The sequence below is a fragment of the Halalkalibacter oceani genome (assembly GCF_023715605.1).
Taxonomy (GTDB): domain Bacteria; phylum Bacillota; class Bacilli; order Bacillales; family Bacillaceae_D; genus Halalkalibacter; species Halalkalibacter oceani.
In genome coordinates this window covers 21747-47609 of sequence record NZ_JAMBOL010000016.1, presented here as the reverse complement: position 1 = coordinate 47609, position 25863 = coordinate 21747, and the positions used below count along the sequence as shown (strand labels likewise).

The window sequence follows — 25863 nt, the reverse complement described above, 5'->3', positions numbered from 1 at the left end:
GTGAGTTAATTCAGGAAAAGGTTGTGCATGAGATGAAAAAAAGAAGCAAATGGATGGCAGCAGTTGCGGCTTTGACGATGCTGGTCGCGTGTCAGAACGATGAACCGACGGTGGACATAGAAGAAGAGGAACAGGTAGAACCAGTTGAAGATGCGGGAGAAGTCGAGGCTTCTCTCCCTTATACATATCCGTTAACAGGGGTTGGAACGGAGGAGCAGCTTGATCGCCGCGTTGTCGGAGTGACAATTAACAATCATCCGGCGGCAAGGCCCCAATCGGGCTTGACTTCCGCCGATGTGGTCTATGAAGTGCTGGCGGAAGGTGAAGTGACCCGTTTTGTCGCTTTGTATCACAGCCAGCTGCCGGAGCGCGTCGGACCTGTGCGCAGTGCCCGGCCATATTTTATTGACTTGGTCAACGGTTATAACGGAATGCTCGTCATTCACGGCTGGAGTCCGGACGCCGAGCAATTGTTGAATGGCGGAGCGGCGGATTTTCTAAACGGGCTGTATTATGATGGAACGCTTTTTGAACGTTCTTCCGAGCGGCAGGCGCCTCACAATTCCTATATTACGTTCGAGCACATTTGGGAAGGCTTTGAATCTCGTAATTATGAGCTGGACGGGCCTGTTCCAAGCCTTGATTTCTATGAAAATGAAGAGATTCAAATAGCGGGTACGGACGGAAAAGCAATTGAAATTAATTATTATGACCGGAATATGGTTCAGTACGCCTTTGATGAGGAGCTGGGTCTCTACCATCGGTTTAATGGGGAAGAACAGACGATTGACGACGAAACGGACGAGCCGATCAGCCTGGCGAACCTGTTCGTTGTCGAAGCTGAACACCGGACGCTGGATGATGTCGGACGTCGTGCCATTGATCTTACCTCCGGCGGTAAAGGAATCCTCTTTCAAAGCGGGATCGCCAGTGAAGTGGATTGGGAAAATCGTGATGGGCAAATTATACCTGTCAAGGACGGGGCACAAGTCCCGCTGACTCCTGGACAAACATGGATTAATATTGTTCCTGCTCTTACAAGTGTCACCTACTAAATGAAAAAGGAAAGGTGTGAATGACATTGCAAATAGATAAGCTGCGCGGCAAGGAGCTCGATCAACTATTTAAAGCGATTTTGTCATTAAAGGATCTTGAGGAATGCTATCAATTTTTCGATGATTTATGTACCATAAACGAAATCCAGTCCCTTGCCCAGCGTCTGGAGGTAGCCAGAATGCTGCAAAATGGCTTTACCTATCATAAAATCGAAACCGAAACCGGCGCTAGCACCGCGACGATTTCCCGCGTCAAACGGTGCCTGAACTACGGAAACGACGGCTATAAAATGACGCTTGACCGCGTGAAGGAAAACGAACTAAAAGTCGAAGAATAAAAGAGCCACTCAAAAGGCCGGTGTTAGCCTTTTGAGTGGCTCTTAGCCTGAAAGCGGAGCCGCAGGAAGGTCTTCAAATTCATGAGTGAAGTCCTCATGAATTCCAGCGAGCGAAGCCAGGCGTTAAAGGCCGGTGTTAGCCTTTTGAGTGGCTCTATTTTTTTAAGATAAGAAAGTATAAGATTTTCGGGTTGATTCGAGAAAAGCCGCTACGCGGTTTTTCTTAATGTCACGACTACAATCTCAGGCCGGTTGAAGATCCGTTGCGGAATGATGCTATTGCCGAGACCGCGGTTCACAATCATCGTTGCCCGTCCCAGTGTATGGCTGCCGGCTGTATAGGGAGGAAACCAGCCTTGGTTTGGAGCGACGAGTCCGCCAATGAAAGGCAGACGAAATTGGCCGCCATGCGCGTGACCGGAGAAAATAAGGTCAACTGGATAATCGGCATAGAGCGCAAGTTCCTCTGGTCGATGAGCCAGTAAAATTGTGAAGCGTTCTTCGTCCACTTTGTGAAAAGCCTGCTCAAGCATATTCTCCGTTTGCTCACCTTGCGCCGGGTCATCGATGCCGACAAGCTGGATCGTATCCTCTCCGATCGCGAGCTCCGATGCTGTATTTCGCAATATGTGGACACCTGCGGCCGTTAACTGCTGTTCAAGCGATGAAAAGCGGCCGGATGACCATTCGTGATTGCCTGTTACGTAGTAAACAGGAGCGAGCTCGACCAGCTTTTCCATCAAGAGTAAGCTTGCCTCTTCATCGCCTTTAGCGGAATCAACAAGATCTCCGGTAAAAACGATGAGATCAGGCCGGGCGTCGGCAACTTTTTGTACAAGAGCCTGCTGCTCGCTGCCGAACCGTTTGTTATGTAAGTCGGATAATTGCACAATGCGGTACGCTGAAAAATTCAGCGGAAGACGCTCGGAATGAAGCGTTACTTCAGTCGTGACGAGCGAATTATTTTGCCAATGTGAGAACCAAAACAGGGATATAAGGATTGCAACTATTACAAGCAGGCGCTTCGTTATTCGTTTTTTCATTTTCTCACCTCATCTTGATAGTAGCACAGCGGGAGCAAAAAAAGGTATCAGATATAATCTCCTGATCGTCGTGCATTTCCGCGCAAAGCAAGGTAAACTGAATGAATGAAAAAGCTGGACAGAAGGAGATAGATTATGAAACAAACATTGAAGCAGAAACTGGCTGCCGCGACAAAACGGGAGAAGGCGGAGCTGGTTATTAAAAATGGAATAATTATTGATGTGTTTTCGTTAACCACATATGAAGCAGATGTCGCGATTACCGGTGGGGTGATTGTCGGTGTCGGCTCTTATGAGGGGGAAGTCGAAATTGATGCGGCTGGTGCATTTCTTGTGCCGTCCTTTATTGACGGTCATGTCCATATTGAGTCAGCAACGGTCACACCCGAGGAGTTTGCCAAGGTTGTACTCCCGCATGGGGTGACGACCGTGATGGCCGATCCGCATGAGCTGGCGAATGTAGGAGGCAAGGAAGCGGTTCGTTATATGCTGGAAGCAGCGAAAGATTTACCGCTCGATATTCACATTATGGTGCCCTCCTGCGTCCCGGCTGCGAGCTTTGAGCATAATGGGGCGACGTTAACCGCGAAAGAAGTTGAGGAGCTGTTTGATGAGGATCAGGCATATGGGCTGGCAGAAGTAATGGACTATCCGGCAGTATTTGCCGGAGAAGAAGAGATGGTCGCAAAGCTGGAGGCTGCGAGGAAGCGGCAAAAAGGAATCGACGGTCATGCTGCCGGTTTGGATGGCGATGGACTGAATGCCTATCGTGTGGCAGGAATTTCGAATGACCATGAAGCCGTCACTGCCGCCGAAGCAGAGGAACGCATCCGCCGAGGGATGTACATTCTCATTCGTGAAGGGACAGCCGCCAAGGATTTGGAGGCACTTCTTCCGGCGGTCACGACTGCCAACGCGAGACGATGCGTGTTCGCGACAGATGACAAGCATCTTGATGATCTTATCGATGAAGGAAGCATTGATGCCAGTGTGAGAAAGGCCGTTTCGCTCGGCCTCGATCCGCTCCAGGCGATTCAGATGGCGACCCTCAATGCGGCGGAGTGCTTTGGCCTACGGGAAAAAGGAGCGATCGCGCCAGGCTATGAAGCGAGTCTTTTGTTCCTGCGTGATCTGAAGACGCTGGACATCGAGCGTGTTTATGTGAAAGGGGAACTTATCGCCGAAAAGGGCGAGCTGAAAACGGTGTTACGCGAGCCAATCGCACCGCCGGACTTTCTCTTACACAGCATCAACGTAAAGCCGCTGGCGGATGATGCGTTTGCTTTGCCTGTTCGAGAGGAGGTGCAACCGGTTATTGGCGTCACACCGGGTTCGATCGTAACGAAGCATTTGCGGGAGCCTGTGGCTAGCCGCGATGGGCTTTTTCAGCCATCTGTTGCTAATAATCAGCTGAAGCTGGTCGTCGCTGAACGGCATCGGGCTCTCGGCCATGTCGGGGTCGGCATTGTCAAAGGAATTCCGCTCAAAAAAGGCGCGATGGCCGCAACGATTGCCCATGATTCTCATAATATTGTGGCGTGTGGAGCAGATGATGCGAGCATTCGTACTGCGATTGAGCAGTTGATCCGGATGAACGGTGGAATGGTGCTTGCTGAAGGGGAGAGCCTGATTGCCGGGCTTCCTTTGCCGCTTGGCGGATTGATGTCGATAGCACCTTACGAAGAAGTTTATCGCTCGATAAAAACGTTGGATGCCGGCTTAAAAGAGCTCGGCGTGGAGGAAGGGTGGAATCCGTTCTTGACCTTGTCTTTTCTCGCTTTGCCGGTCATCCCGGCGCTAAAGCTGACCGATTGCGGCTTGTTTGATGTTGAAGCGTTCAGGCATTTGTAAGAAGTTGATTTCAAGTGCGGCTGAGCGGATAAAATGATAGCGGGAAATATTAGAAGTAATGAGCGTAGCCGTTGCCTGATTTTGAAAGCCTTGCTACGAGTGGGTGTCTCGAAGCAAGGCGTGCAACGCGCGGAGCCATTACTCTTCTTCGAGTTACGGAAAAAGAGGTTTTTCAGTGGCCTCGTTGTGAGTGGGTTTCTCGCACCGGGCTTTTGGCGAGTGAAGCGCTCGTTTTTTCCCCTTAATCGAGAAGGAGATCAAAGTAGAGACCAAGCTTTTGGATCGGATTTTTTAGATCGATCTCAGTCAGTTCCTTAATGCGTTTCAGGCGATAGTTTAGCGTGTTGACGTGAACATGGAGCAGAGAGGCGGCCTCATTCATATTGCCGTCCGTCAGCAAAAAGGCTCTTAGTGTGGCAAAAAGCTCCGTGCGATGTCGTTTATCGTAGTGCTGCAAAATGGCCAGAGCGGGATGTTTCCCGACAGCCGCAGCCGCTTTGTGTCGCTGAAAAAACTCAACATAGCGCAGCACGCCAAGCTCATGAAAAAACAGCAGGCCTTCCGTTTCTTTCGGAAAGGCTTGTTTTAATTGAATCACCTTCTGCGCTTCTTCGTAGCTCTTTTTGATATAGTCATAATCATGATAGACAGAGCCCCAGCCAAGCGCAGCCGGAATAATGCTGAAACGCTCCGCGATCTGAGCCTGAAGGGTGGAACTGAAAGCAGTCAGCGCTTGCTGACTGCCTTTATCTTTTGCCGGCAGTCCGGTCAGAAAAATAATTTGATCGCCATCCTGGGCGGTGATGAAAAGCGTGATTTTCTGTGAGGTTTTCGCTGCATAGGTAATTTGCCGATAGAGCGTCTCGGATAATTTCGGGAAGCGCATGATCATCACCGAGAAGCCCATCTTCGGATGCATGCCGATCGCCTGTAAATCCTGCTTCATCTCCGTATAATCATGGACATCGCCGGTCATTAACTGCCAAAGGACATTCTGATAATTGCGTTCCTTCCGTTTCCGCTGCATATTAAGCTGAAGAAGCTCATTTTTCGCTTTGCTTGCTGCCGTTTTCAGCAGCTCGAGCTCATCTTTTGACAACGTGCGGCCGGACTCAGAAACCCAAATATAACCGAGAACTTCTTCATTTTTGCGAATCGAGACAGCGACGCGGCGCCCAAGCCCGATTTCCGTCATTTCCGAAATAATCACCGGTTCATTGCTCTGATTTAACGCCGGGATGACCCCTTCCTTCCAAAAACGGTTAATCACTTTTTCAGGGACTCTCCGCCCAATAATGGTCGCAATCCGTGCTGCATCGGTTTGATCGTCATGAGAGCTGTACGCCAGCAAATAGTGGTTGGCATCCTCCAGCGTAACCGGACACTGTAAGCACTCACTAATGGTATCAACAAACTCTTCCAATGAATCAAACGGACGATTGAACATTTGGGCATGATCCTGCATCGGCAAACTCCTTGTCTGATAAACTTTTATTCTGTTAGAATATCATATCTTTTTTTATGGGGAAAGATAACGGGGAGAGGGATAAGAAAAAAATGAGCTGGAGACAAAACTAGCTTTGACCTGCTGGCAATGGCTCTACACGTCACAAGACCGGTGTGGAAATCCTTTCACACCGGTCAAGATCATGGCGCTTCCGCAGGGCTGCGAAAAGGGCCGGGCAAAAGGTAGAAAAACAACCAACCTTTTGTCCGGCCCCAACCACCAGGAAATTATGAGTCAAGAATGCTGTCGTAAAAATCACGTGAATGTTTAAAGAAGGTGTCAATGTTTTCTTGTACTTGTTCGTAATCATGCTTTTTGATCGATTCGATTAATTTTGAGCGGAGCGCGACACTCTGTTCAATCGAACCGGGTACGCTAAGGATTTTTAAGCTTGTTTCCTTCCGCAGGTGAATAATGGTCTGCATTAGTTTCGCGTAGATGCTGTTGCCGCAAATTTCGCCCATATATAAATCAAACTCATCTATATGGTGAAGATAAACGTCAGGTTGATCGTCCCCTTTTATTTTCACGATGTTCTCAGCTAAACGCTCTAAATGTTCGATTTGTTCATCGGTAGCATTCCGTGCCGCTGTGAGGTAAACCTCTGATTCAATAAGCTTTCTGGCAGCGTAGATCTCATTTAAATTATTAATCTCGCGATGAAAGATCCAGGTGATCGTTTCAGCCGGGAAGGCAAGCTGGCTTTCTTTAACGAAGCTGCCTTCTCCCGGTTTAATTGTGATTAATCCGATCAGCGAAAGAGCGCGAAGTGATTCACGGACGCGACTTCTTGTGACATTGAACTTTTCTGCCAGGACTCTTTCGGTAGGGAGCTTTTCTCCCGGCTTTAATTTACCCGTTGTGATCAATGTGGCGATTTGCTCCATTATTTGTTCGGTAACGGTAATTTTCTTGACGGCTTTTACATCAACCATTAAAGATTACCCCTTTCACACGTCTTTATTTTCAAGTTTGTTTTTTTGAAGGTTGGCTTTCTTAACTAGTGTAAGAGTACCGTAAATTCTAAAAATCAACAAATAAATGATTGCATTTAGAAAATTCAGATGATACTATGGTTTTGTGGTAGTACCAGTGTACCGTAATGACAGATGATATGCAATGGTAGTAAAGGAGGAACTACATGACGACAACTTTGAAAGGGATTACATGGGATCATAGTAGAGGATATGTTTCTCTCGTAGCGGCATCGCAACGATTTACAGAGCTGAATCCGGATATAAAGATAGAATGGGAGAAACGATCCTTAAAGGATTTTGAGGATTTTCCGATTGATACGCTTGCCAGCACGTATGACTTAATGGTGATCGATCATCCGTGGGCAGGCTTTGCAGCAAGCCAAAATATTCTTGTCAGGCTGGAAGAATGCTTGAGCGGACCATTTTTACAAGACCAGGAACAAAATTCAGTAGGCCCTTCTCATATCAGCTATAACTTTAATGGCTTTCAGAGCGCGTTGGCATTGGATGCCGCTGCCCCGGTGGCCGTCTATCGTCCGGACTTAATTGAAAAATACGAAGTCCCCCTTCCTCGCAATTGGAATGAGCTGCTGCAAGTCGCAAAAGGAAAAAAAGTGGCTTACGCCGGAAAAGGGATTTATCTCTTAATGGATTTTTATATGATGGTTGTTTCCCAGGGAGAGGAGCCGGGCACGCATGAGGACATCGTTGTAAGTGCCGAGGTGGGAGAAAAGGCTTTAGAGCAGATGAGAGAACTCGCCAGCCTTTGTCCGCCGCAGATGTTTGACTGGAATCCGATTGATGTATGTGAGCAGATGTCGGCGAATGATGATCTGCTACTCTATTCGCCGTTTTGCTATGGATATGTGAATTATTCAAGACGTGGATATGCGAAACACCGGTTGAAATTTACCGATCTGGTCAAGCTTGATGATCAAACGTTGCTTCGCTCGACTCTAGGGGGGACCGGATTGGCGATCTCCAATAAAAGCCGCAACGTCGAAAGCGCTGTCAGATTTATGGAGTACACCCTGAGTCCCGCTGTCCAACGGACGCTCTATTTTGAGAGTGGCGGGCAGCCAGGCCATAAAGCGGCCTGGGAGGATGAAGAAGTGAACCGGCAATCGCTGGCCTTTTTCAAGGATACTCTTCCAACGCTTGAACGGGCTTATGTCAGACCGCGCTACCCGGGCTATTTGCAATTCCAGGAGCAGGCAGGAGAAGAAATCCGAAGCTATTTGATTCATGGGGGCAGTGCAAGATCAACGTTAAAGAAATTAGATCAGCTGTACCGTGATACGAAAAAAGGTGAAGGCCGATGAAGCCGTTGGAAGGGATCGTCGTTTTGGATTTCAGCCAATACCTCGCAGGGCCATCGGCTGCTTTGAGATTAGCTGATCTGGGAGCAAGGGTTATTAAAATCGAACGAAAGGGCAGCGGGGAAGCGAATCGGGCATTGGCGTTGAAAAACAAGGAGATAGACGGCAGCAGTTTACTGTTTCATACGATCAACCGAAACAAAGAAAGCTACGCTGTTGATTTGAAGGATGCGGCTGACTTAGAAAAGGTAAAAAAGCTGATCGCAAAAGCGGATGTGTTAATTGAAAATTTCCGTCCGGGCGTGATGGAGAAATTACATTTGGACTATCAGACTGTCCGGAAAATTAACGAGCGAATCGTATACGGCAGTGTTACAGGATATGGAAGAGTCGGACCATGGAAGGGGAAGCCGGGTCAGGATTTGCTCGTTCAGGCTTATTCCGGATTAGCTTATTTAAATGGCAATGACGATCAGCCTCCCGTTCCTTTTCCGCTTGCTATAGCTGATATGTTCACTGGAGCTCATTTGGTGCAAGGAATACTGGCCTGTTTAATTCGGCGGGAGAAAACGAATAAGGGGGGCTTTGTCGAGACGAGCCTGATCGAGTCAATCATTGCTGTGCAATTCGAAGTTTTAACGACCCATCTTAATGACGGACGCCAGCTTCCTCAGCGGAGCCGGATTAATAATGCCCATGCTTATTTAGGTGCCCCCTATGGTGTCTATGAAACGCAGGATGGCTATCTGTCATTGGCAATGGGCTCAATCACCGAGCTTGGCGAAATAGTCAACTGCCCGGAGCTTCTGACGTATGAAGATCCGAAAAGCTGGTTTGAAAAAAGAGACGAGATCAAATTGATTTTGCTGAAGCATCTAAGACAGGAGAAAACGGCGTATTGGCTTGAAAAATTGGACGCCGCCGGCTATTGGAGCGCAGAAGTACTCACTTGGAAGGAATTATTTGCTCATGAGGGGTTCCAGGCATTACAGATGGTTCAAACCGTCAGTCCAAATAGCGAGAAAGAAATGAAAACAACGCGCTGTCCGATTCGCTTCAATGAAGAACTGTTAATCTCTTCTCGCGGAGCGCCGCGTGTTGGTGAGCATAATGAACAGATCGAGGGCGATTTTCAGCTGTAAAAGGAGATGCATATGACAGGATTGGAACAGGAGAAGCCGTTAAAGGGATTGACCGTGCTGGATTTCAGTCAGTTTTTATCCGGACCTTCGGCGGGATTGAGGCTTGCCGATTTAGGAGCGCGGGTCATTAAAGTCGAGAAAAAAGGAACAGGTGATATTTGTCGAACGCTCTATATTTCGAATACGGAACTGGAGGGTGAGAGTACGCTTTTTCACGCGATTAACCGCAACAAAGAAAGCATCGAGCTTGATTTAAAGAATGAAGAAGACGCGGAAATCGTCAAAGCATTGATTAAAAAAGCAGACATTATGATTGAAAACTTCCGGCCGGGAGTGATGGAACGGCTCGGCTTGGATTATCAAAGCGTCAAAGCTTATCATGAGAAAATTATTTATGGGGAGATCACGGGCTATGGAAATGAAGGACCCTGGAGGGATAAGCCCGGGCAGGACCTGCTCGTTCAGTCGTTGTCCGGTTTAACATGGCTCAATGGAAACGACGGCGATCCGCCTCTTCCCTTCGGTTTGTCGATCATTGATATGATCGCGGGGGAGCAGCTGACACAAGGAATTCTTGCCGCCATGGTCAGGCGCGCTGTCTCGGGCAAAGGAGCCTATGTTCAAGTCAGTCTGCTGGAAGCGATAGTAGACTTGCAATTTGAGCTGCTAACGACTTATTTACAGGATGATCATCAATTGCCTGTCAGAAGCAAAGTCAACAATGCCCATCCGTATATCGCGGCCCCGTACGGGATATATGAAACGCAGGATGGCTATCTGGCGCTGGCGATGGGGTCAGTAACGCAGCTGGGTGAACTGTTACAATGTGAAGCTTTAAAGAAATATGAAAACCCTGTAACCTGGTCCACTCACCGCGACAAGATTAAGCAAATTCTGGTTGAACACTTGAAAACGAAAAGGACGAAAGAGTGGTTACACGCTCTTGAACGTGCGGATTATTGGTGCGCGGAAGTATTGAATTGGCATCAGCTTCTGGAGCATGAGGGCTTTCACGCATTGAACATGATTCAAAAGGTGGAACGACAGGATCATTTTCAGCTGCTGACGACAAGATGTCCGATAAGAATTGATGGCGAAATCTATCAATCTTCGAAGCCTGCTCCCTTTCTGGGAGAAAATACAGCGCAGATCATCGCAGAGCTGACGTAAGACGAAAAGGAGTGGTTATGTTGAACAAGCCGATCTACTACGAACAGTATCAAATCGGAGATACACGGTCTGCCTATGGCCGCACCATTACAGAAGCAGATATCGTCCTCCACGCCGGGCAAACGGGGGACTTCTATCCGCATCATATGGATGCAGAATGGTGTAAAACACAGGAGTTCCAGAGGCGAATCGCACACGGTACGTTAATCTTTAGCGTGGGAATCGGGATGACTGCCGGTGATATTAACCCGGTCGCCTTCTCATACGGCTATGATCGTCTAAGGTTCATTAAGCCGGTATTTATTGGTGATACGATTTATGCCAAAGTGACGATTAAAGAAAAAAGGGATCATCCAAAGAGAACCAATAGCGGATTTGTTGTGGAACTTGTGGAGGTCATAAATCAACATGATGAGCTCGTGTTAGTTTGTGAACATCTGCTTTTAACAGAAAAGCAATCTGTGTAAAGAAAGGAGCATATCGCATGAAGGTTGATGCCCATCAGCATTTTTGGAATTTTGACTGGTTTACGTATGCATGGCCTACCGAGCAGGAAAAGGCGATTTACCGCACGATTGAAGCAGATGAGCTGGAACCGTTGCTCAAACAAACCGGTATTGAAAAGACGGTCATCGTCCAGGCGGATAACTCCTATGCCGATACCGTTTATATGCTCGATACTGCTTCCCGTTATGAATGGGTTGCCGGCGTTGTTGGCTGGGTTCCGTTGGATCGCCCGGAGGAAGCGCGCAGGAAATTAGAAGAGTTTTCAGCAAATCCATACTTTAAAGGGGTCCGCCATCTGATTCATATGGAAGCCGACCCGGACTGGATTATCCAAAGCAATGTGATCGAAGGTCTGAAGGTGCTGGCTGAATTTGAACTGACATTTGATCTCGTTTCCGTCCTGCCGGAGCATTTAGTCCATGCCCCGCGACTGGCTGAAGAAATTCCAGAGCTGAAGATCGTAATTGACCATCTTTCGAAGCCGCCAATCAAAGAAAGAGAGATGGAGCCATGGGCGACTTTGATAAAAAAAGCCGCCGCCTATCCGAATATTTATGCGAAAGTATCCGGCTTGAATACGGCCGCTGACCCCAAAAGTTGGACGTGGGAAGATATAAAGCCGTATATTGATCTTTCGTTTGAGATTTTCGGTTCTGAGCGATTGATGTTTGGCAGCGATTGGCCTGTAGCTAACCTCGCTGGAGACTATCGCAAAGTTTATGAAGAAACGGTAAAAGCAGTTGAAGGTCGCCCGCAAGAAGAGGTTGACAATTTGTTTGGGCAAACGGCGAACGCATTTTATCGACTGAATTTGTAGCAGGAAGAGAGGGAAAGGAGGTTCTAACGATGCGAAGATATGGAAGCGTTATCAAAGTGAAGGAAGATCAGCTTGAGCTCTATAAGGAGCTGCACGACAACATATGGCCGAAGGTTGCCGAGGTCATCAAGGAGTGCTCGATTCAAAATTACTCCATCTATCATAAGGATGGGTACTTGTTTAGCTATTTAGAGTATGTCGGGGATGATTACGACAAGGATATGGAAAAAATGGCGGCAGATGAAACGACGCAAAAGTGGTGGGCAGTATGCAAGCCGTGTCAAATTCCACTCGATTCGAGGAAAGAAGGCGAATGGTGGGCGTCGATGGAGGAAGTGTTTCATTTAGATTAACGGTTAATCAGGAAAGGAGATGCAGGATGAAGAACGAGCAATTATTGGACTTGGATTATAAGCCGAAACTGCCGGTTGATAAAAGCATGGGCATCGGTATTGTCGGCGCGGGGGAGATTGTCAGGGAAGCTCATCTTCCAGCTTACAAGCTGGCCGGCTTTCATGTCGTCGGCATTACAAATCGGACGATCAGCAGGGCGGAGGAGCTGGCTGAAAGGTTTTCGATTCCGAAGGTGTATCAAAGTGCGGAGGAGCTGATTGCTGATCCGGATATTACGATTATCGATATCGCTGTTTCGGCGGAAAAGCAGGTCGAAATCGTTGAAATGGCAACAGCGGCCGGAAAGCATGTTCTCTGCCAAAAGCCGCTTGGGAGCACATATAAAGACGGGGTCAAAATCGTTGAGCTTTGTAAAAAGGCCGGCGTGAAGGGCGCGATTAATCAGCAAATGCGCTGGGCCCCGGGAATAAGGGCAAGTCATTCGATTATTGAGCGCGGCTGGCTTGGAGAGCTTTTGCAGGCGACCATTCAAGTAAATGTCAAGACTGACTTTTCCAGCTGGGAGTTTTTAAGAAAGGTCGAAACATTGGAAGTTATGTATCACAGTATTCATTACATGGACTCCATTCGCTTTCTTTTTGGCACGCCGGAATATATTTACGCCGATGGTGCGCGCTTTCCCGGCCAGGCTCCGGTCGGGGAGACAAGAACGATGATCCATATGAAATTTAAAGATGAAACCCGCGCGCTGATTCACGATAACCATAATAACTTTGCTGACCATGATGACTGGTATGCAACATTTCGCTTTGAGGGCACCGATGGCATCGTTAAAGGAACAAATGGTGCGCTATACAATTACCCTGTCGGAGAAGAAGACACGCTGCAATTTTATTCGAAAAAGATTGATGAACACTATTGGTTCAAGCCGACCCTGGAAGGAAAGTGGTTTCCTCATGCCTTTATCGGAACGATGGGCGAGTTAATGCGGGCGATTGAAGAAGACCGGGAGCCTGAGAATAGTGTGGAAGATAATTTGCTTACGTTAAAAATGCTGTTCGCGGCCTATCAGTCTATGGCAGAAAACAGACCGGTGCATTTAGCTGAAATTGAGTAAATGATCGACAATTAAACGAAAAAAGGATGATGAAAATTGAAAAAATGGTCAATGCTTGCAGGCCTTGTCATGGTTACAGTGGCACTTTTGTTAACGGGTTGTAATTCGAATGCGTCCGATGGGGGATCTTCCGCGGAAGGCACCGACGAAGGTGGGGATCAGATCGAAATTGCCGGAATTTTGATGCAGTCAGATGTTGAATGGTTTAAATACATTCAAATGGGGATGGAAAAAGCCGCTGAAGAAAACAATGTCAATTTAACGATTGGAAATGCGAATGAAGATATTACCGAGGAGTCCAACTTGCTTGACACGTATTCTTCTCAAGGAAAGGATGCTGTTCTCCTGTCAGCGATTGATTCAAGCGCCTCCGCCGAAGCGATAAAAAGGGCTCAAGAAAAGGATGTGCTCGTTGTTAATTACAACACCGGAGTTGATCTGAACGTACAGGAGTATTTTGTCGGCATCGATAACTTTGAATTAGGGGCTCAGGCCGGCCGCTCGTTAGTCGAATATGTTGAGGAGAATATGGGTGGCGAAGCGAAAGTCGCAATGATTACGCTGTCGATGTATGAGATCGGAAAACAGAGAGCGGAAGGGTTCTTATCGGAAGTCGAACAGGCTCCCGGCATTGAAATCGTTGCCCAGCAGGATGCTGCCGGTCCGGAGGATGGGGCAAATGTGACAGAGACAATCATTCGGGGGAATCCGGATATTGATTTAATCTGGGGAGCAAATGAAGGTGGCGCTGTCGGAGCGATCGTCGGGGTGCAATCTTCTGGCTTAGAAGACAAAGTAAAGGTTTTTGGCACGGATATGAGCTTACAGACGGCCCAGTATTTGCTTGATGATTCGAACCCTTATTATGCCGTTTCGACACAGCAGCCATATGAAATCGGATACCAGGCTGTGATTACGGCTGTGAAAGCATTACAGGGAGAGGAAGTAGAGGCGGAAACAATCGTGCCGTTGGATATGTATTCAAAGGAAGACAAGGAGAAGGTTCAGGCATATCTGGATGAATACAGCGGTTTGTAAACTGCTGCTCAAGGCCGAATGAAAACGGAGGATGAACATGACAGAATATCTCCTTAATTTAACGAATATTAGGAAAAGTTTTGGCAATGTAAAAGCGCTTCAAGGTGCAGGATTCACCTTAAAGAAAGGAGAAGTTCATGCCTTATTAGGGGCGAATGGAGCCGGCAAATCAACGCTAATGAAAATTATCGCCGGCGCGTATAAGCAGGATGAAGGGGAAATTGTCCTGCAGGGCAACGAGATTAAGGTGGAAAACCCTCAACAAGTACAGGAATTGGGAATCTCCATTGTATATCAGGAATTTAGTCTGATCAACGATTTAAGTATCGCCGAAAATATTTTTATGGGAAGACTGCCGTTAAAACAGTCTTTCCCTCCTTCCATTGATAGTAAGAAAATGAGAACTGATTCGGAAATTGCATTGCAGAAAATAGGAGTCTCATTAAATGTAAAAAGGCTTGTCAGTGACCTGTCTGTAGGGGAGCAACAAATTGTCGAGATCGCAAAAGCGATCTCGATTAATGCGAAAGTATTGATATTGGATGAACCAACCTCGGCCTTGAACGCGAAAGAAATCGAGCGCTTATTTGCCTTAATTAGAGTACTAAAAGCGAAGGATGTTGGTATTATTTACATCACACACAGAATGAATGAATTGGAAATGATTTGTGATCGCGTGACGATTATGAGAGACGGCAGGGATATTGGCACGTATCACATCGGGGAGAAGACGATTAACGAAATGGTCGATCTGATGCTTGGAGAAGCACGGGAAACGGCAAAGCGCGAAAGAATAAACAGAACAGGCAATGTCGTTCTGCAAGTGAACAATCTTTCCACCCCATTTTTACAGGACATTTCCCTGACGCTACATAAGGGAGAAATTGTTGGACTGGCCGGGCAGATGGGAGCAGGGAGAACCGAGCTGTTAAAAGCCTTGTTCGGTGCTGACAAAATAAAAAGTGGATCCTTCTATATTGAAGACGACAAAATAGCCGCGCCTGAGATTCAGCATATGATTCGCCACGGAGTCGGATTCGTTTCCGAGGACAGGAAAGGAGAAGGGATTTTTCCCGGCAGAGCGATCAGGGAAAATATCGTCGTTTCTGTCATGCGGCAAATTACGCACGCTTTTTCCATTAAAAAAACCGCTGAAAATAAAACGGTAAAAGAAGCGATTGAAAAAACGGACCTGCACCCACCTTTGCCGGAAAGGTCGATTGAGTTTTTGAGTGGAGGAAACCAGCAAAAAGCGGTATTGGGACGCTGGTTGGCTATGGATCATCTGAAAATTTTGTTACTCGATGAACCGACAAGAGGGATTGACATCGGGGCTAAGGGTCAAATCTATGAATTGCTGCATCAAATTGCTGAAAAAGGGATTGGAATTTTAATTGCCTCGTCTGATGCAGATGAACTGGTCCAAATTTGTGACCGGGTCATTATTTTAGAGGACGGGAAGGCGACTCATGAAATTAATGATGACGAATTAACATTAAATTCGTTAACCGCACATATTGTAGGAGGTGGACAGCATGTCTAGTCAGATTCAAGTAGAAGAAGCGACAGAGCGAAATCGGGATAAAACGGTTGATATTAAAGAGTACTTCTCTAATAATCGCAGTGTTCTCGGGCTGTTTGGAGCGCTTTTGTTATTGATGATGTTCTTTAGCATCGCCGCGCCTAACTTCTTAACGATCGGGAATTTTATTGACGTTTTGCGTCAGATGTCGATGATTGCGATCATCGCGATCGGCATGACCTTTGTTATTATTACAGGAGAAATTGATCTATCTGTCGGCTCACTTGTTGCGGCGAGCAGTGCGATTTTAGGGTTTTTGGCGATTCAGGCGAGCATGAATATTTGGCTGGCGATCATCATTACGATGGTTATCGGTGGTTTAAGCGGGTATTCTGTCGCGTTTCTGAGAAACCGATATGGCATTCCGAGCTTTATTACGACGCTCGGCTGGCTTTCGGTCTGGCGCGGTGTCGCGTACCTCGTGACAGGCGGGTTCCCGATCACTCCTTATCCGGAGTCCTTTTCTTTTATCGGATCGGGCTTTATCGGACCGATTCCGGTAACGGTGATTATTATGGTCGCCTTATTTGCAATTTTTTACTATGTTCTCAATAAAACGACGTTTGGCCGATATGTGTACGCGACTGGAAGCAATATGAAGGCGGCTCAATTGTCCGGTGTTCCGGTAACGAAGGTGAAGGTCGCTGTTTTTGTCATCACCGGTGTCTTAACGGCGATCGCCGGTATCATTCTCTCTTCCCGTTTAATGTCAAGCACCCCAACCGTAGCAAATGGCTGGGAGCTGGATGTCATCGCCGCCGTGATCGTCGGTGGAACGAGTCTGTTCGGCGGTCGCGGCTCGTTGATTGGCACATTTTTAGGTGCGTTATTTATTGCGATACTCGGAAATGGAATGGTCCTGATCGGTGTGTCTCCATACATGCAATTAGTCATTAAAGGCTCGATCATCGTCCTCGCCGTACTGTTGAGCGCGATGCAGACCTATGGCTGGAGAGGGCAGCAAAAGGATATCGCTTAAAAATGCATGGGAGCTGGTTTGGGCGATAGTTCTAAGCGTTGGACGGAGTCGCTACATCACATAGAGGGAGTGGGGTACCTCCTCTCTATGTGAGTAACCTCAAGCATCTTTAAGCGACTGCTTATAAAGAAAGTTAGATACAGTCCATTTGCCTTACTACTCGATCACTTCAACTGAATCCACACTAAAAACAGAATAATCATGCTCTGATATTTGTGTATCTCCAAAGCTGCCCCATTTGGCAACAACTCTATCGCCCACTTCGATGAAATCATGAGGCTGTTCCACGATGGCAAATAAGACATTCTTAGGCTCTATTTCATTCAATTGCACGTCCTTATAGTCCCATTCAATCGCCTGTTCTTTCTCAATTCCGTTAACAATGAGTACATTGAACAAAGCGCGCTTTAAATCAATGTCCTGCATATGCTCAATGGAAACGACATACCCTTCAAATTGATAGTCTTCCTCGTTTCGGGTCTGATCATCGCATGCAATTAGAAACATAACGATTGTGGAAATCAGGATGGTTATGTAGGAAATCTTCTTTAGAAAAAACATCGGCTAACTCCTTTCAATTTTTACTATGAGTATATACGTAAAAGGAAGAATATACCATAATATTACAGCGAGAATGCTATTTTTTAGTTTTCTTGAGGACTTGTTGAATATGAACTTGCTGATTATGATAGAATTCATTATCATTATTATCATTTTTATAGAATGATAATAATAAAGAGGAGAGCTACTGATTAATAAAGCTGATGTTATTCTTCACCCGGTAAGAAAGCGGATGATTCAGGCGCTGCATTCCTATAAGGAAATGACGGTGCAGCAGCTGCTTGAAAAGCTTGAGGATGTTCCGCAGGCGACGATGTACCGTCATTTGAAGGTGTTAAGGACGCTGATGTTGTCGAGGTTGTCCACACGCGTAAGGTCAGGGGGACAATGGAAAACGTATATACAGTCAAAAGAGAGAGCATTACATTGTCGGAGCAGGAGTTGGGTGATGCCTCACCCGAGGAGCATCTTCGCTATTTTATGAGCTATCAGGCAAACCTATTAAAGGAGATGGAGCGCTTTGTCGAGCGTCACCCCCAGCATGATAGGAGCAAAAAAGGGTTAAGCTATACTCAAACTATTTTACATTTATCCCTGGATGAAATGAAGCAGTTCAGCACGGAATTAAGTGAACTAATGGAACGCTATCTTTCTTTTTCTCCATCTGAAGAGCGGCAGGCGCACACATTCGCGGTGATCTCGATTCCACAGGATTGAAAGGAGAAAGTGATGGGTGAAGCTCTTAAGTATGGCTTGATTACGATTGCCGTTGTCGGCCAGGTCGCAGGAATCGTTTTTTTGAAAGATAAGAAAGTATAAAAATTTTCGGGTTGATTCGAGGAAGGGCGTCGGCTTCGCACGTTACGCGCCTGTCTGAAAGAAACCCACTTTCAGACATCCTCAAAAGATGGTAACGGCTCCGCATGCCGCTTCTAAGAAAAGCCGCTGTGCGGTTTTCTTATTTATCGAGATGTCGACGGCGTTGCTTTTGTTTGGCGTTTACGGAATTTCATTGGTCGCCTTGCTTCTGATTTTCATCAGAGAAAGGCGCATCGAAAAAAAGGAGGAAATCAATTATGATGATTGTGACTACTGAGCAGGTGGCCGGCTATGAAATAACAGAGGTAAAGGGCTATGTCAAAGGAAGCACGATCCAGACGAAGCATATTGGACGGGATATTACAGCGGCTTTAAAAGGAATTGTCGGCGGAGAAATAAAGGGATATTCTGACATGATGGCGGAAGCGAGAAAGCTGGCGATCCACCGGATGGTCGAAGAAGCTGAAGCGAAAGGAGCCAATGCGATCGTCGGCATGAGGTTGCAGTCGGCTACATTGATGAGTGCAGCTGCAGAAATTATCGCCTACGGGACAGCGGTCGTCATTGAAGCAGAGTGATGAGGAAGAGAGGGCGGGCAAAGGGGCGCCCTAATCGTGTGCAAATAATCAGCCTTAAGACGGATAGGATTTGCAACCTCGGAGCGTTTTTCCATCTTCAAATTTATAGGATGATCTATAAAGAATGATGCTGCTTTAGCTGCGTCAGAAGATGGAGGCGAGAGGATGGATGTTTATATTATACTTACCGATACCGGAACGGTTTTTACAAGGTTGATCAGGTTGTTTACAAAAAAGCGCTTGAACCATGCGTCCCTGTCTTTTGACAAAGAACTGGAGATGACCTGCAGCTTTGGACGGAAACGAATGAATAATCCTTTCATCGGTGGATTTGTAAAAGAGAATATGAGAGACCGTTTTTTTGGAGAAGCGTATTGCGCGATTTATCGCTGCTCTGTAACGGAGGAAAGCTATCAAAAAATGCTGTCCTACGTCCGGGAAATCGAGACGCAGCAGACAAGCTATACGTATAACTTCCTCGGACTTTTTGGCGTTTTGTTTGCGAAGGAAATCAAGCGGCCGTATGCTTTTTTCTGCTCGGAATTTGTTGCGACGGTATTGCAGAGAGGCGGAATTTCTGTCGGTGGGAAGCTTCCCTGCTTTGTAAAACCTGATGACTTAGCAGCTTGCAAGCAGGCTGTTTTCCTTTATGAAGGCCGGGTTGAGGGATATTTTTCACAGCATTTGTCCTCGGTGGAATCATGCAGTCTGAAAGATGTTCTGGAGCAAGTTGGCTGACCCTGCCCTCATCCTTTCCTATCATTCTTCAAAAACAAATCTTGCAACTCAGACAGAAATCCATTACTATATACAATATATCGTGATTGGTCACGAGAATGACAACTATATATTGATGTGGATAAATGGCGCCATATACGGCTTAATAGGGAATCTGGTGAAAATCCAGAACTGTCCCCGCAACTGTAAGTGTGACGAAATGAGAAAACCACTGTGCAAGCAGGTAGATCGCTCTTGTATGGGAAGGCTCATTGTAGGACGAAGCACGAGTCAGGAGACCTGCCATTTTTTCCAAAGTCAGCTATCTTCGGGGACTGAGAAGTGAGACGGCACAGCTTTTAAAGCGGTGGAATATTCCATGCCTAAAGCTGAACATTACACTCTCAATCTGCCGTTTTACGCCCTTTCTCAGCCCGAGAAAGGGCGTTTTTTGATGGAATTCGATGGCCTCGAAATTTTTGAAGGAGTGATGAAAGATGAGCAAAGCAGGAACAGTGGAACGATATGGGATAGACGAGCTAATCAGTCGATTTAGCGATCTACCGATCGCCGAGTGGCTGGAGAAAATGGATAAAGACATTTCCTGGGAAAAGCGGGCGCTTGAAGCGTTGAATCATCTCGACGTTGATGAGCCGGATTGGACCTATGTCGCGGCGCAATGCTATCTGTACTCGATTTATGAGCAAGTCACAGGCTTGCGTGGCACAGCAGTGGAGCAATGGGCTTCGACATTCCCGGCCCAGGTCGGTCGATTAATCGCGGACGGACTGTACGATGAGCGGCTGGCGAGCTATTCGTCACAGGAACTCGCTGAGCTGGCCGGCGTGCTGGACCTTTCTCAGGATCAGCGCTTTACATACATTGGAATTAAGACATTGGCTGACCGTTATTTGACGAGAAGCTATGATGGAACGCTTCAGGAGCTGCCGCAGGAGCGCTTCATGGTGATCGCAATGCTGCTGATGGTCAAGGAACCGCGCGAACGTCGCCTTGAGCTGGTGAAGGAAAGCTATTGGGCGCTCTCTCATTTATATATGACGACGGCAACGCCGACATTGGCGAACGCCGGAAAGAAGGGAGGGCAATTATCAAGCTGCTTTATTGATACGGTCGCGGATGATCTTCGGGCGATTTTCGACAGCTGCACCGATGCGGCGACCGTCAGCAAAAATGGCGGTGGACTTGGAATCTACCTTGGCAAAATCCGGGCAAAAGGGTCTTCGATCCGCGGCTTTAAAGGAGTCTCATCCGGTGTGCTGCCATGGATGAAGCAATTGAACAACGTCGCGGTTAGCGTTGACCAGCTTGGCCAGCGCCAGGGGGCGATTGCCGTTTATTTGGATGTGTGGCACCGCGATATTTTTTCCTTTCTTGATGCGAAGCTGAACAACGGTGATGAACGGCAGCGGACGCATGACTTGTTCACCGCTGTTTCCGTTCCTGATTTATTTATGGAGGCGGTAGAAAAGCGTGAGAATTGGGCGTTGTTTGACCCGCATGAAGTACGGCAGGTGATGGGCTTTTCGCTGGAGGACAGCTATGACGAGAAAAAGGGTGAGGGAAGCTTCCGCGACCGTTACCGCCGCTGTCTGGAGGAAGAGGCGCTTTCGAGAGTGGAAGTACCGGCGATTGAGATCATGAAGCGGATCATGCTCTCCCAGCTTGAGACGGGCAGTCCGTTTATGTTTTACCGCGATACGGTGAACCGGATGAATCCGAACCGGCACCGTGGGATGATTTACGGCTCGAATCTTTGTACGGAAATTATGCAAAATATGAGCCCGACGATCATTGAAGAAGAGCATACGAAGGACGGGAAAATTATTACGACGAAAACGCCGGGTGATTTTGTCGTCTGCAATCTGTCCTCGATTTCGCTCGCCAATGCCGTGGAAGATGATGTGCTCGAACGGTTAATTACGATTCAGGTGCGGATGCTCGATAATGTGATTGACCTCAATCAGATTGAGGTGAAACAGGCGCAGTTGACGAATGAAAAATACCGCGCGGTCGGGTTGGGAACGTTCGGCTGGCATCATTTGCTGGCGAAGAAAGGAATTCGCTGGGAAAGCGAGGAAGCGGTCGACTATGCGGATGAGATTTATGAGCAAATTCATTATTACACCGTGAAAGCCTCATTGCTGTTGGCAAAGGAAAAGGGCGCCTATCCGGCGTTTTCCGGCTCTGATTGGCATACGGGGGACTATTTTGCGAAGAGGGACTACACGTCGGACAAATGGAATGAGCTGCGGCAGGATGTGGCAGAGTACGGCGTGCGCAACGGCTATATGATGGCGGTCGCGCCAAATGCGACGACCTCGCTTATTGCCGGATCGACTGCTTCGATTGATCCGATTTTTGCGAAGTTTTATGTTGAAGAAAAGAAAAATTACCGAATCCCTGTCGTGGCACCGGATTTGACGGCGGAAACGACCTGGCTCTATAAGCAGGCTCACCTGATCGACCAAAAATGGAGCATCCGCCAGAACGGCCGCCGTCAGCGCCATGTCGATCAAGGGATTTCCTTTAATCTGTATGTGCCGAATACGGTGAAAGCAAAAGAGCTGCTTGAGCTTCACCTGCTCGCCTGGCAGGAAGGGCTGAAGACGACCTATTATGTCCGTTCAACCTCGGTGACGGTCGAGGATTGTGAGAGCTGCTCCAGCTAAATTGGAACAAGAGGGAGAATCAACGATGATGGAAAAAAGAAAGCTATACGATGTCGAGGCACCGAATGCCTCGACCGCGCTGATCAACGGCAAAAGCTCGAACGTGCTGAACTGGGATGATGTCCGTTACTCATGGGCTTATCCACTGTACAAAAATATGCTCGCCAATTTCTGGACGCCGTTCGAGATCAATATGACCCATGATGCCAAGCAGTTCACCTCGCTGACGGAGCACGAGCAGGAGGCGTTCAAAAAAATTATCGGCCTGCTCGCTTTTCTTGACAGCATCCAAACCGATTACACGCTGCGGGTGGCCGACTATTTAACCGATTCAAGCATGGCGGCGCTGATGAGCGTTCTGTCCTTCCAGGAAGTCGTTCATAACCAAAGCTATTCCTATGTGCTGTCAAGCCTCGTGCCGAAGGCGGTTCAGGATGAAATCTATGAATATTGGAAGCATGATACTGTGCTGCGGGAACGAAATGAATTTATCGTCGATGGCTATGAGGATTTTACTGAGCGTCCAAGCGCCGAAACGCTGGCGAAATCGATTGTCTATGATGTGATTCTCGAAGGGCTGAATTTCTATTCAGGGTTTGCCTTCTTTTATAACCTCGCCCGCCATCAAAAGATGGTCTCGACATCGACGATGATTAATTATATTAACCGGGATGAGCAGCTCCATGTCTACTTTTTTACGAATCTCTTTAAAGAGCTGCTTCGTGAAAACCCAGAGCTTGATTCAGCGGAGATGAAGCAGTTTGTCGAGCAGGCTTTTCACAGAGCGACCGAGCTGGAGATGAACTGGTTCCGCTATATTATCGGCGACCGGATCGACGGCATCGATCCCGGGGAAATGGAAGCCTATTTAAAGTTTATGGCAAATAAACGGATCAAACAGCTCGGCTATGAAGCGATTTACCCGGAATACCGGACGAATACGATGAGATGGATCAAAGCCTATGAGGATGTCAATGCCGCCAAAAGCGATTTCTTTGAGCAAAAATCACGACAATATGCGAAAGTATCAAGCGATAACGGCTTTGATGAATTGTAGGAAAATAAGTCTGGCAAACAGGTTGAAAAACCATGTCGCCAGACTTTTCTTATTGTTGGCAATATGAAACAATACGAGATGGAACAAGAAAGGGAAAAGGAGCCGGGGCGAAAATGCTGACGATAAAAGAGGGTGACTATCTTAAGTACATTGGCAACCCTAATGTGAAATTGAAGCTGCAAATGAAAATGACGTTGATCATCGGGCTGCTGATTATCAGCATGTTTGCGATTATGGGGCTGTTTCTCCATGCCTTTTTCTCGGATACTCTTAAACATGAAGTAGGCGAAAGAGCGCTTGCCGTAGCGGAAAGCGTCGCGCGGATCCCTGAATTGCGGCAAGCGTACGAGCTGGAGGATCCTGCTGCGGTCATTCATCCGCTTGTGGAACCGATTCGGGCGGCGACGGGGGCGCAATTTATTGTAGTCGGCAATAGGGAGGAGATTCGTTACGCTCATCCGCAGCCTGAGCGGCTTGGAGAGCAAATGGTCGGAGGAGACAATGAGAGGGCGCTGCTGTTAGGTGAATCCTATGTATCGGAGGCTGTCGGATCGCTCGGGCGTTCGATTCGCGGTAAGGTGCCGGTGCGCGATGCCGATGGTGGGGTGATTGGGGTAGTCAGTGTCGGATTTCTAACGCAGGATGTCCAGACGATTGTCATGAATTATCATCGCAAGCTCTGGTATGTCTTAGTTGCCCTTGTGGGCGTCGGTATCGTCGGGGCTGTTCTCATCGCCCGTTATATTAAGAGGCTGCTCTTTGGGTTGGAACCGGAGGAAATTTCGCATCTTTTCTTACAAAAGGAGACGATTTTACAGTCGACTCATGAAGCAATTATTGCCGTTAATCGATATGGGTTGATTACTTTAATGAATACAGCGGCTCAGCGTCTTCTCGGGGCAAAGGCCCAGGAGCCGAATCCGTTTATCGGAAAACCGATTTTGGACGTCCTGCCGAACTCGCGTCTGCATGAAGTGCTGCAGACGGGAGAAAGCCAGTATGATAAGGAGATGCTTGTCGGCAAACATATCGTGTTAGTCAATCGGCTGCCGATTTATTACCAGCAGAATTTGATCGGGGCCGTGTCGACTTTTCGGAATAAAACTGAGTTGGAGCAGCTTTCACAGGAGCTGACGCGCGTGAAACAATATGCGGAGGCGTTACGTGCCCAGACGCATGAATTTTCCAATAAGATGTATACGATTCTCGGTTTAATTCAGCTCGATAAGCAGCAGGAGGCGGTTGATTTTATTAGGCGTGAGAGCACACTTCAGCAGAACTGGATTCATTTTTTGATGAAAAAGGTGCCCGATCCGATGATAAGCGGGATTTTACTCGGAAAGCTGAATCAGGCTTTGGAACAGCGTGTGACGTTAACGATTGACCCGGACAGTCAGCTGCAGCATCCATTGTCTGACCAGCAGCGCGATGCATTGGTAACCGTACTGGGCAATTTGATCGGCAATGCGATTGAAGCGGTCAAGGACAAAACAGCACAGCGCGAGGTCGCCCTGTCTTTCACAGATATTGGTGATGTGGTCGTGTTTGAAGTTGACGATGCGGGTCCGGGCATTGCGGAAGAGGAGATCGAAAAGGTTTTTCAGCAGGGCTATACGACGAAGGACGGTGCTGATCGAGGGATCGGTCTTGCGTTGACGAGGCGGCTGCTGGAGGATATAGATGGTGAACTGACGCTTGAGGAAAGCGAGCTTGGTGGAGCCTGCTTTGTCGTGACAATAGCGAAAGAAAGGGACGGAGGGAAGACGGATGACTGAACGGTTTCACGTGTTAATTGTTGAAGATGATTTTCGGGTGGCGGAGATTACAAGGCAATTCGTCGAAAAAGTGCCAGAGTTTGAGGTGGTGGCGACTTTGCAAACAGGGGAGGCAACAAAAGCCTATTTGGCAAGCGGGAAGGCAAAGCCGGATTTGATCTTGCTTGATGTCTTTATTCCTGATGTTGAAGGACTCGAGTTGTTCTGGGAAATCCGTCGTCTAAGACAATGCGATGTCATTATGATGACGGCTGCCAAAGAAGTAAAAACAATCGAGGAGACCTTGCGCGGCGGGGTGTTTGATTATATTATCAAGCCGGTGGAATTTGCCCGGCTGGAGAAAACATTGGAGCGTTACCGACACCAGCGGCGAACCTTTATGACGAACGAGGAGCTGGAGCAGGAGGAGATCGACGGCTTATTTGCAGGACGTCAGAAAAGGCTGGAACAGGAAGCGGACTACAGTGAGCTGCCGAAAGGAATTGACCGCCTGACCTTGGAAAAAGTCCGACGGGTAATGAAAGACGATAAAGAAGAAGGCTTAACCGCAGCCGCTGTCGGCAAAACGATCGGCGCAAGCCGCTCCACGGCGAGACGGTATTTAGAATATTTGGTGACGACTAACGAGATTGCCGCGGAACAAAAGTATGGAGAGGTCGGCCGGCCGGAGCGCCGCTATTTTCGCTTGCAGGATAAGGATGGGTGAATGAAAGAAAAGACGTCTGTGGCGTGGCGTTTTTCTTCTGTGAGCATAATGAACAAAAAGCAAATAATGCGCAATATACGCTTTTTCTCCAAAAGCTTCATCCTCTTTATCAATTATGCTACCGTTGGAATAGCATTTTGATAGAGGGGTTTTTGTTGGTGCTT

At 47.5% G+C, this 25863-nt stretch carries 25 protein-coding genes and 1 riboswitch; of the genes, 21 read left to right on the top strand and 4 right to left on the bottom strand.

Annotated elements, in window-relative coordinates; all coding sequences use genetic code 11:
• Nucleotides 1–32: 32 nt before the first annotated feature.
• Entirely contained in the window at nucleotides 33–1055 is a 1023-nt protein-coding gene (locus M3202_RS15770; protein WP_251224264.1) for a DUF3048 domain-containing protein, read from the top strand.
• 26 nt (nucleotides 1056–1081) lie between these two features.
• Complete coding sequence (locus M3202_RS15765) at nucleotides 1082–1393, top strand: YerC/YecD family TrpR-related protein (RefSeq protein ID WP_251194787.1); 312 nt, start codon at nucleotides 1082–1084, stop codon at nucleotides 1391–1393.
• A gap of 209 nt (nucleotides 1394–1602) precedes the next feature.
• Here M3202_RS15765 and M3202_RS15760 read toward each other — a convergent pair whose 3' ends face one another.
• Entirely contained in the window at nucleotides 1603–2436 is an 834-nt protein-coding gene (locus M3202_RS15760; protein WP_251224263.1) for a metallophosphoesterase, read from the bottom strand.
• Between the two features lie 135 nt (nucleotides 2437–2571).
• On the opposite strand from M3202_RS15760, the gene ade reads away from it, so the two are divergent.
• The gene (gene ade / locus M3202_RS15755; RefSeq protein WP_251224262.1) at nucleotides 2572–4287 is read left to right on the top strand and encodes an adenine deaminase; all 1716 of its coding nucleotides are present in this window, start codon (nucleotides 2572–2574) and stop codon (nucleotides 4285–4287) included.
• A gap of 241 nt (nucleotides 4288–4528) precedes the next feature.
• On the opposite strand, the gene M3202_RS15750 is transcribed toward ade, so the two are convergent.
• Both M3202_RS15750 and M3202_RS15745 read right to left on the bottom strand, forming a co-directional pair.
• Complete coding sequence (locus M3202_RS15750; protein WP_251224261.1) at nucleotides 4529–5752, bottom strand: PucR family transcriptional regulator; 1224 nt, start codon at nucleotides 5750–5752, stop codon at nucleotides 4529–4531.
• Between the two features lie 269 nt (nucleotides 5753–6021).
• Nucleotides 6022–6729 (bottom strand): FadR/GntR family transcriptional regulator, encoded by a 708-nt coding sequence (locus M3202_RS15745; protein WP_251224260.1) that lies wholly within the window; start codon nucleotides 6727–6729, stop codon nucleotides 6022–6024.
• Nucleotides 6730–6935: 206 nt separating this feature from the next.
• Between M3202_RS15745 and M3202_RS15740 the strand changes: the two genes are divergently transcribed.
• Genes M3202_RS15740 through M3202_RS15695 form a run of 10 tightly spaced genes read left to right on the top strand, consistent with a single transcriptional unit; the run spans nucleotide 6936 to nucleotide 16796 of the window.
• Complete coding sequence (locus M3202_RS15740; protein ID WP_251224259.1) at nucleotides 6936–8093, top strand: extracellular solute-binding protein; 1158 nt, start codon at nucleotides 6936–6938, stop codon at nucleotides 8091–8093.
• Nucleotides 8090–9232 (top strand): CaiB/BaiF CoA transferase family protein, encoded by a 1143-nt coding sequence (locus M3202_RS15735; RefSeq protein ID WP_251224258.1) that lies wholly within the window; start codon nucleotides 8090–8092, stop codon nucleotides 9230–9232. Before M3202_RS15740 ends, M3202_RS15735 begins: the two co-directional genes overlap by 4 nt.
• 12 nt (nucleotides 9233–9244) lie before the next feature.
• Nucleotides 9245–10402 carry a CaiB/BaiF CoA transferase family protein gene (locus tag M3202_RS15730; RefSeq protein WP_251224257.1) on the top strand — a complete coding sequence of 386 codons (1158 nt, stop codon included), beginning with the start codon at nucleotides 9245–9247 and terminating at the stop codon, nucleotides 10400–10402.
• A 20-nt stretch (nucleotides 10403–10422) separates the two neighbouring features.
• Entirely contained in the window at nucleotides 10423–10869 is a 447-nt protein-coding gene (locus M3202_RS15725; RefSeq protein ID WP_251224256.1) for a MaoC family dehydratase, read from the top strand.
• Nucleotides 10870–10886: 17 nt separating this feature from the next.
• The gene (locus tag M3202_RS15720) at nucleotides 10887–11726 is read left to right on the top strand and encodes an amidohydrolase family protein (protein ID WP_251224255.1); all 840 of its coding nucleotides are present in this window, start codon (nucleotides 10887–10889) and stop codon (nucleotides 11724–11726) included.
• Between the two features lie 29 nt (nucleotides 11727–11755).
• Nucleotides 11756–12079: an L-rhamnose mutarotase gene (locus M3202_RS15715; protein ID WP_251224254.1), complete on the top strand. Its 324-nt coding sequence runs from the start codon at nucleotides 11756–11758 to the stop codon at nucleotides 12077–12079.
• Nucleotides 12080–12105: 26 nt separating this feature from the next.
• Nucleotides 12106–13197 (top strand): Gfo/Idh/MocA family protein, encoded by a 1092-nt coding sequence (locus M3202_RS15710; RefSeq protein WP_251224253.1) that lies wholly within the window; start codon nucleotides 12106–12108, stop codon nucleotides 13195–13197.
• A 36-nt stretch (nucleotides 13198–13233) separates the two neighbouring features.
• A complete protein-coding gene (locus tag M3202_RS15705; protein ID WP_251224252.1) occupies nucleotides 13234–14235 on the top strand; it encodes a sugar ABC transporter substrate-binding protein in 1002 nt (333 codons plus the stop codon).
• Between the two features lie 37 nt (nucleotides 14236–14272).
• Nucleotides 14273–15778: a sugar ABC transporter ATP-binding protein gene (locus tag M3202_RS15700; protein ID WP_251224251.1), complete on the top strand. Its 1506-nt coding sequence runs from the start codon at nucleotides 14273–14275 to the stop codon at nucleotides 15776–15778.
• Nucleotides 15771–16796, top strand: coding sequence for an ABC transporter permease (locus M3202_RS15695; protein ID WP_251224250.1), 1026 nt, complete (start codon nucleotides 15771–15773; stop codon nucleotides 16794–16796). The genes M3202_RS15700 and M3202_RS15695 overlap by 8 nt, the downstream gene beginning before the upstream one ends.
• Before the next feature lie 156 nt (nucleotides 16797–16952).
• Here the strand turns inward: M3202_RS15695 and M3202_RS15690 are convergent, their stop codons facing one another.
• Complete coding sequence (locus M3202_RS15690) at nucleotides 16953–17357, bottom strand: hypothetical protein (RefSeq protein WP_251224249.1); 405 nt, start codon at nucleotides 17355–17357, stop codon at nucleotides 16953–16955.
• Nucleotides 17358–17589: 232 nt separating this feature from the next.
• On the opposite strand from M3202_RS15690, the gene M3202_RS22715 reads away from it, so the two are divergent.
• The 8 genes from M3202_RS22715 (at nucleotide 17590) to M3202_RS15655 (ending at nucleotide 25699) form a co-directional block, all read left to right on the top strand.
• Nucleotides 17590–17841 (top strand): helix-turn-helix domain-containing protein, encoded by a 252-nt coding sequence (locus tag M3202_RS22715; protein ID WP_432805978.1) that lies wholly within the window; start codon nucleotides 17590–17592, stop codon nucleotides 17839–17841.
• The gene (locus M3202_RS15685; RefSeq protein WP_251224248.1) at nucleotides 17745–18074 is read left to right on the top strand and encodes a helix-turn-helix domain-containing protein; all 330 of its coding nucleotides are present in this window, start codon (nucleotides 17745–17747) and stop codon (nucleotides 18072–18074) included. The genes M3202_RS22715 and M3202_RS15685 overlap by 97 nt, the downstream gene beginning before the upstream one ends.
• 359 nt (nucleotides 18075–18433) lie before the next feature.
• Nucleotides 18434–18754: a YbjQ family protein gene (locus M3202_RS15680; protein WP_251224247.1), complete on the top strand. Its 321-nt coding sequence runs from the start codon at nucleotides 18434–18436 to the stop codon at nucleotides 18752–18754.
• Nucleotides 18755–18919: 165 nt separating this feature from the next.
• The gene (locus tag M3202_RS15675; RefSeq protein WP_251224246.1) at nucleotides 18920–19492 is read left to right on the top strand and encodes a hypothetical protein; all 573 of its coding nucleotides are present in this window, start codon (nucleotides 18920–18922) and stop codon (nucleotides 19490–19492) included.
• A 110-nt stretch (nucleotides 19493–19602) separates the two neighbouring features.
• Nucleotides 19603–19793, top strand: a riboswitch (cobalamin riboswitch).
• Between the two features lie 175 nt (nucleotides 19794–19968).
• Nucleotides 19969–22161 carry a ribonucleoside-diphosphate reductase subunit alpha gene (locus M3202_RS15670; RefSeq protein WP_251224245.1) on the top strand — a complete coding sequence of 731 codons (2193 nt, stop codon included), beginning with the start codon at nucleotides 19969–19971 and terminating at the stop codon, nucleotides 22159–22161.
• Between the two features lie 28 nt (nucleotides 22162–22189).
• A complete protein-coding gene (locus tag M3202_RS15665; protein ID WP_251224284.1) occupies nucleotides 22190–23218 on the top strand; it encodes a ribonucleotide-diphosphate reductase subunit beta in 1029 nt (342 codons plus the stop codon).
• A gap of 113 nt (nucleotides 23219–23331) precedes the next feature.
• A complete protein-coding gene (locus M3202_RS15660; protein ID WP_251224244.1) occupies nucleotides 23332–24993 on the top strand; it encodes an ATP-binding protein in 1662 nt (553 codons plus the stop codon).
• Nucleotides 24986–25699 (top strand): response regulator, encoded by a 714-nt coding sequence (locus M3202_RS15655; protein ID WP_251224243.1) that lies wholly within the window; start codon nucleotides 24986–24988, stop codon nucleotides 25697–25699. The genes M3202_RS15660 and M3202_RS15655 overlap by 8 nt, the downstream gene beginning before the upstream one ends.
• Nucleotides 25700–25863 lie beyond the last annotated feature (164 nt).

Bases quoted from the DNA above. Each gene is read 5' to 3' on its own strand.
- M3202_RS15770 (WP_251224264.1), top strand. From the start codon at position 33: ATGAAAAAAAGAAGCAAATGGATGGCAGCAGTTGCGGCTTTGACGATG.
- M3202_RS15760 (WP_251224263.1), bottom strand. From the start codon at position 2,436: ATGAAAAAACGAATAACGAAGCGCCTGCTTGTAATAGTTGCAATCCTT.
- ade (WP_251224262.1), top strand. From the start codon at position 2,572: ATGAAACAAACATTGAAGCAGAAACTGGCTGCCGCGACAAAACGGGAG.
- M3202_RS15750 (WP_251224261.1), bottom strand. From the start codon at position 5,752: ATGCAGGATCATGCCCAAATGTTCAATCGTCCGTTTGATTCATTGGAA.
- M3202_RS15745 (WP_251224260.1), bottom strand. From the start codon at position 6,729: ATGGTTGATGTAAAAGCCGTCAAGAAAATTACCGTTACCGAACAAATA.
- M3202_RS15740 (WP_251224259.1), top strand. From the start codon at position 6,936: ATGACGACAACTTTGAAAGGGATTACATGGGATCATAGTAGAGGATAT.
- M3202_RS15735 (WP_251224258.1), top strand. From the start codon at position 8,090: ATGAAGCCGTTGGAAGGGATCGTCGTTTTGGATTTCAGCCAATACCTC.
- M3202_RS15730 (WP_251224257.1), top strand. From the start codon at position 9,245: ATGACAGGATTGGAACAGGAGAAGCCGTTAAAGGGATTGACCGTGCTG.
- M3202_RS15720 (WP_251224255.1), top strand. From the start codon at position 10,887: ATGAAGGTTGATGCCCATCAGCATTTTTGGAATTTTGACTGGTTTACG.
- M3202_RS15715 (WP_251224254.1), top strand. From the start codon at position 11,756: ATGCGAAGATATGGAAGCGTTATCAAAGTGAAGGAAGATCAGCTTGAG.
- M3202_RS15710 (WP_251224253.1), top strand. From the start codon at position 12,106: ATGAAGAACGAGCAATTATTGGACTTGGATTATAAGCCGAAACTGCCG.
- M3202_RS15700 (WP_251224251.1), top strand. From the start codon at position 14,273: ATGACAGAATATCTCCTTAATTTAACGAATATTAGGAAAAGTTTTGGC.
- M3202_RS15695 (WP_251224250.1), top strand. From the start codon at position 15,771: ATGTCTAGTCAGATTCAAGTAGAAGAAGCGACAGAGCGAAATCGGGAT.
- M3202_RS15690 (WP_251224249.1), bottom strand. From the start codon at position 17,357: ATGTTTTTTCTAAAGAAGATTTCCTACATAACCATCCTGATTTCCACA.
- M3202_RS22715 (WP_432805978.1), top strand. From the start codon at position 17,590: ATGATTCAGGCGCTGCATTCCTATAAGGAAATGACGGTGCAGCAGCTG.
- M3202_RS15685 (WP_251224248.1), top strand. From the start codon at position 17,745: ATGGAAAACGTATATACAGTCAAAAGAGAGAGCATTACATTGTCGGAG.
- M3202_RS15680 (WP_251224247.1), top strand. From the start codon at position 18,434: ATGATGATTGTGACTACTGAGCAGGTGGCCGGCTATGAAATAACAGAG.
- M3202_RS15675 (WP_251224246.1), top strand. From the start codon at position 18,920: ATGGATGTTTATATTATACTTACCGATACCGGAACGGTTTTTACAAGG.
- M3202_RS15670 (WP_251224245.1), top strand. From the start codon at position 19,969: ATGAGCAAAGCAGGAACAGTGGAACGATATGGGATAGACGAGCTAATC.
- M3202_RS15665 (WP_251224284.1), top strand. From the start codon at position 22,190: ATGGAAAAAAGAAAGCTATACGATGTCGAGGCACCGAATGCCTCGACC.
- M3202_RS15660 (WP_251224244.1), top strand. From the start codon at position 23,332: ATGCTGACGATAAAAGAGGGTGACTATCTTAAGTACATTGGCAACCCT.
- M3202_RS15655 (WP_251224243.1), top strand. From the start codon at position 24,986: ATGACTGAACGGTTTCACGTGTTAATTGTTGAAGATGATTTTCGGGTG.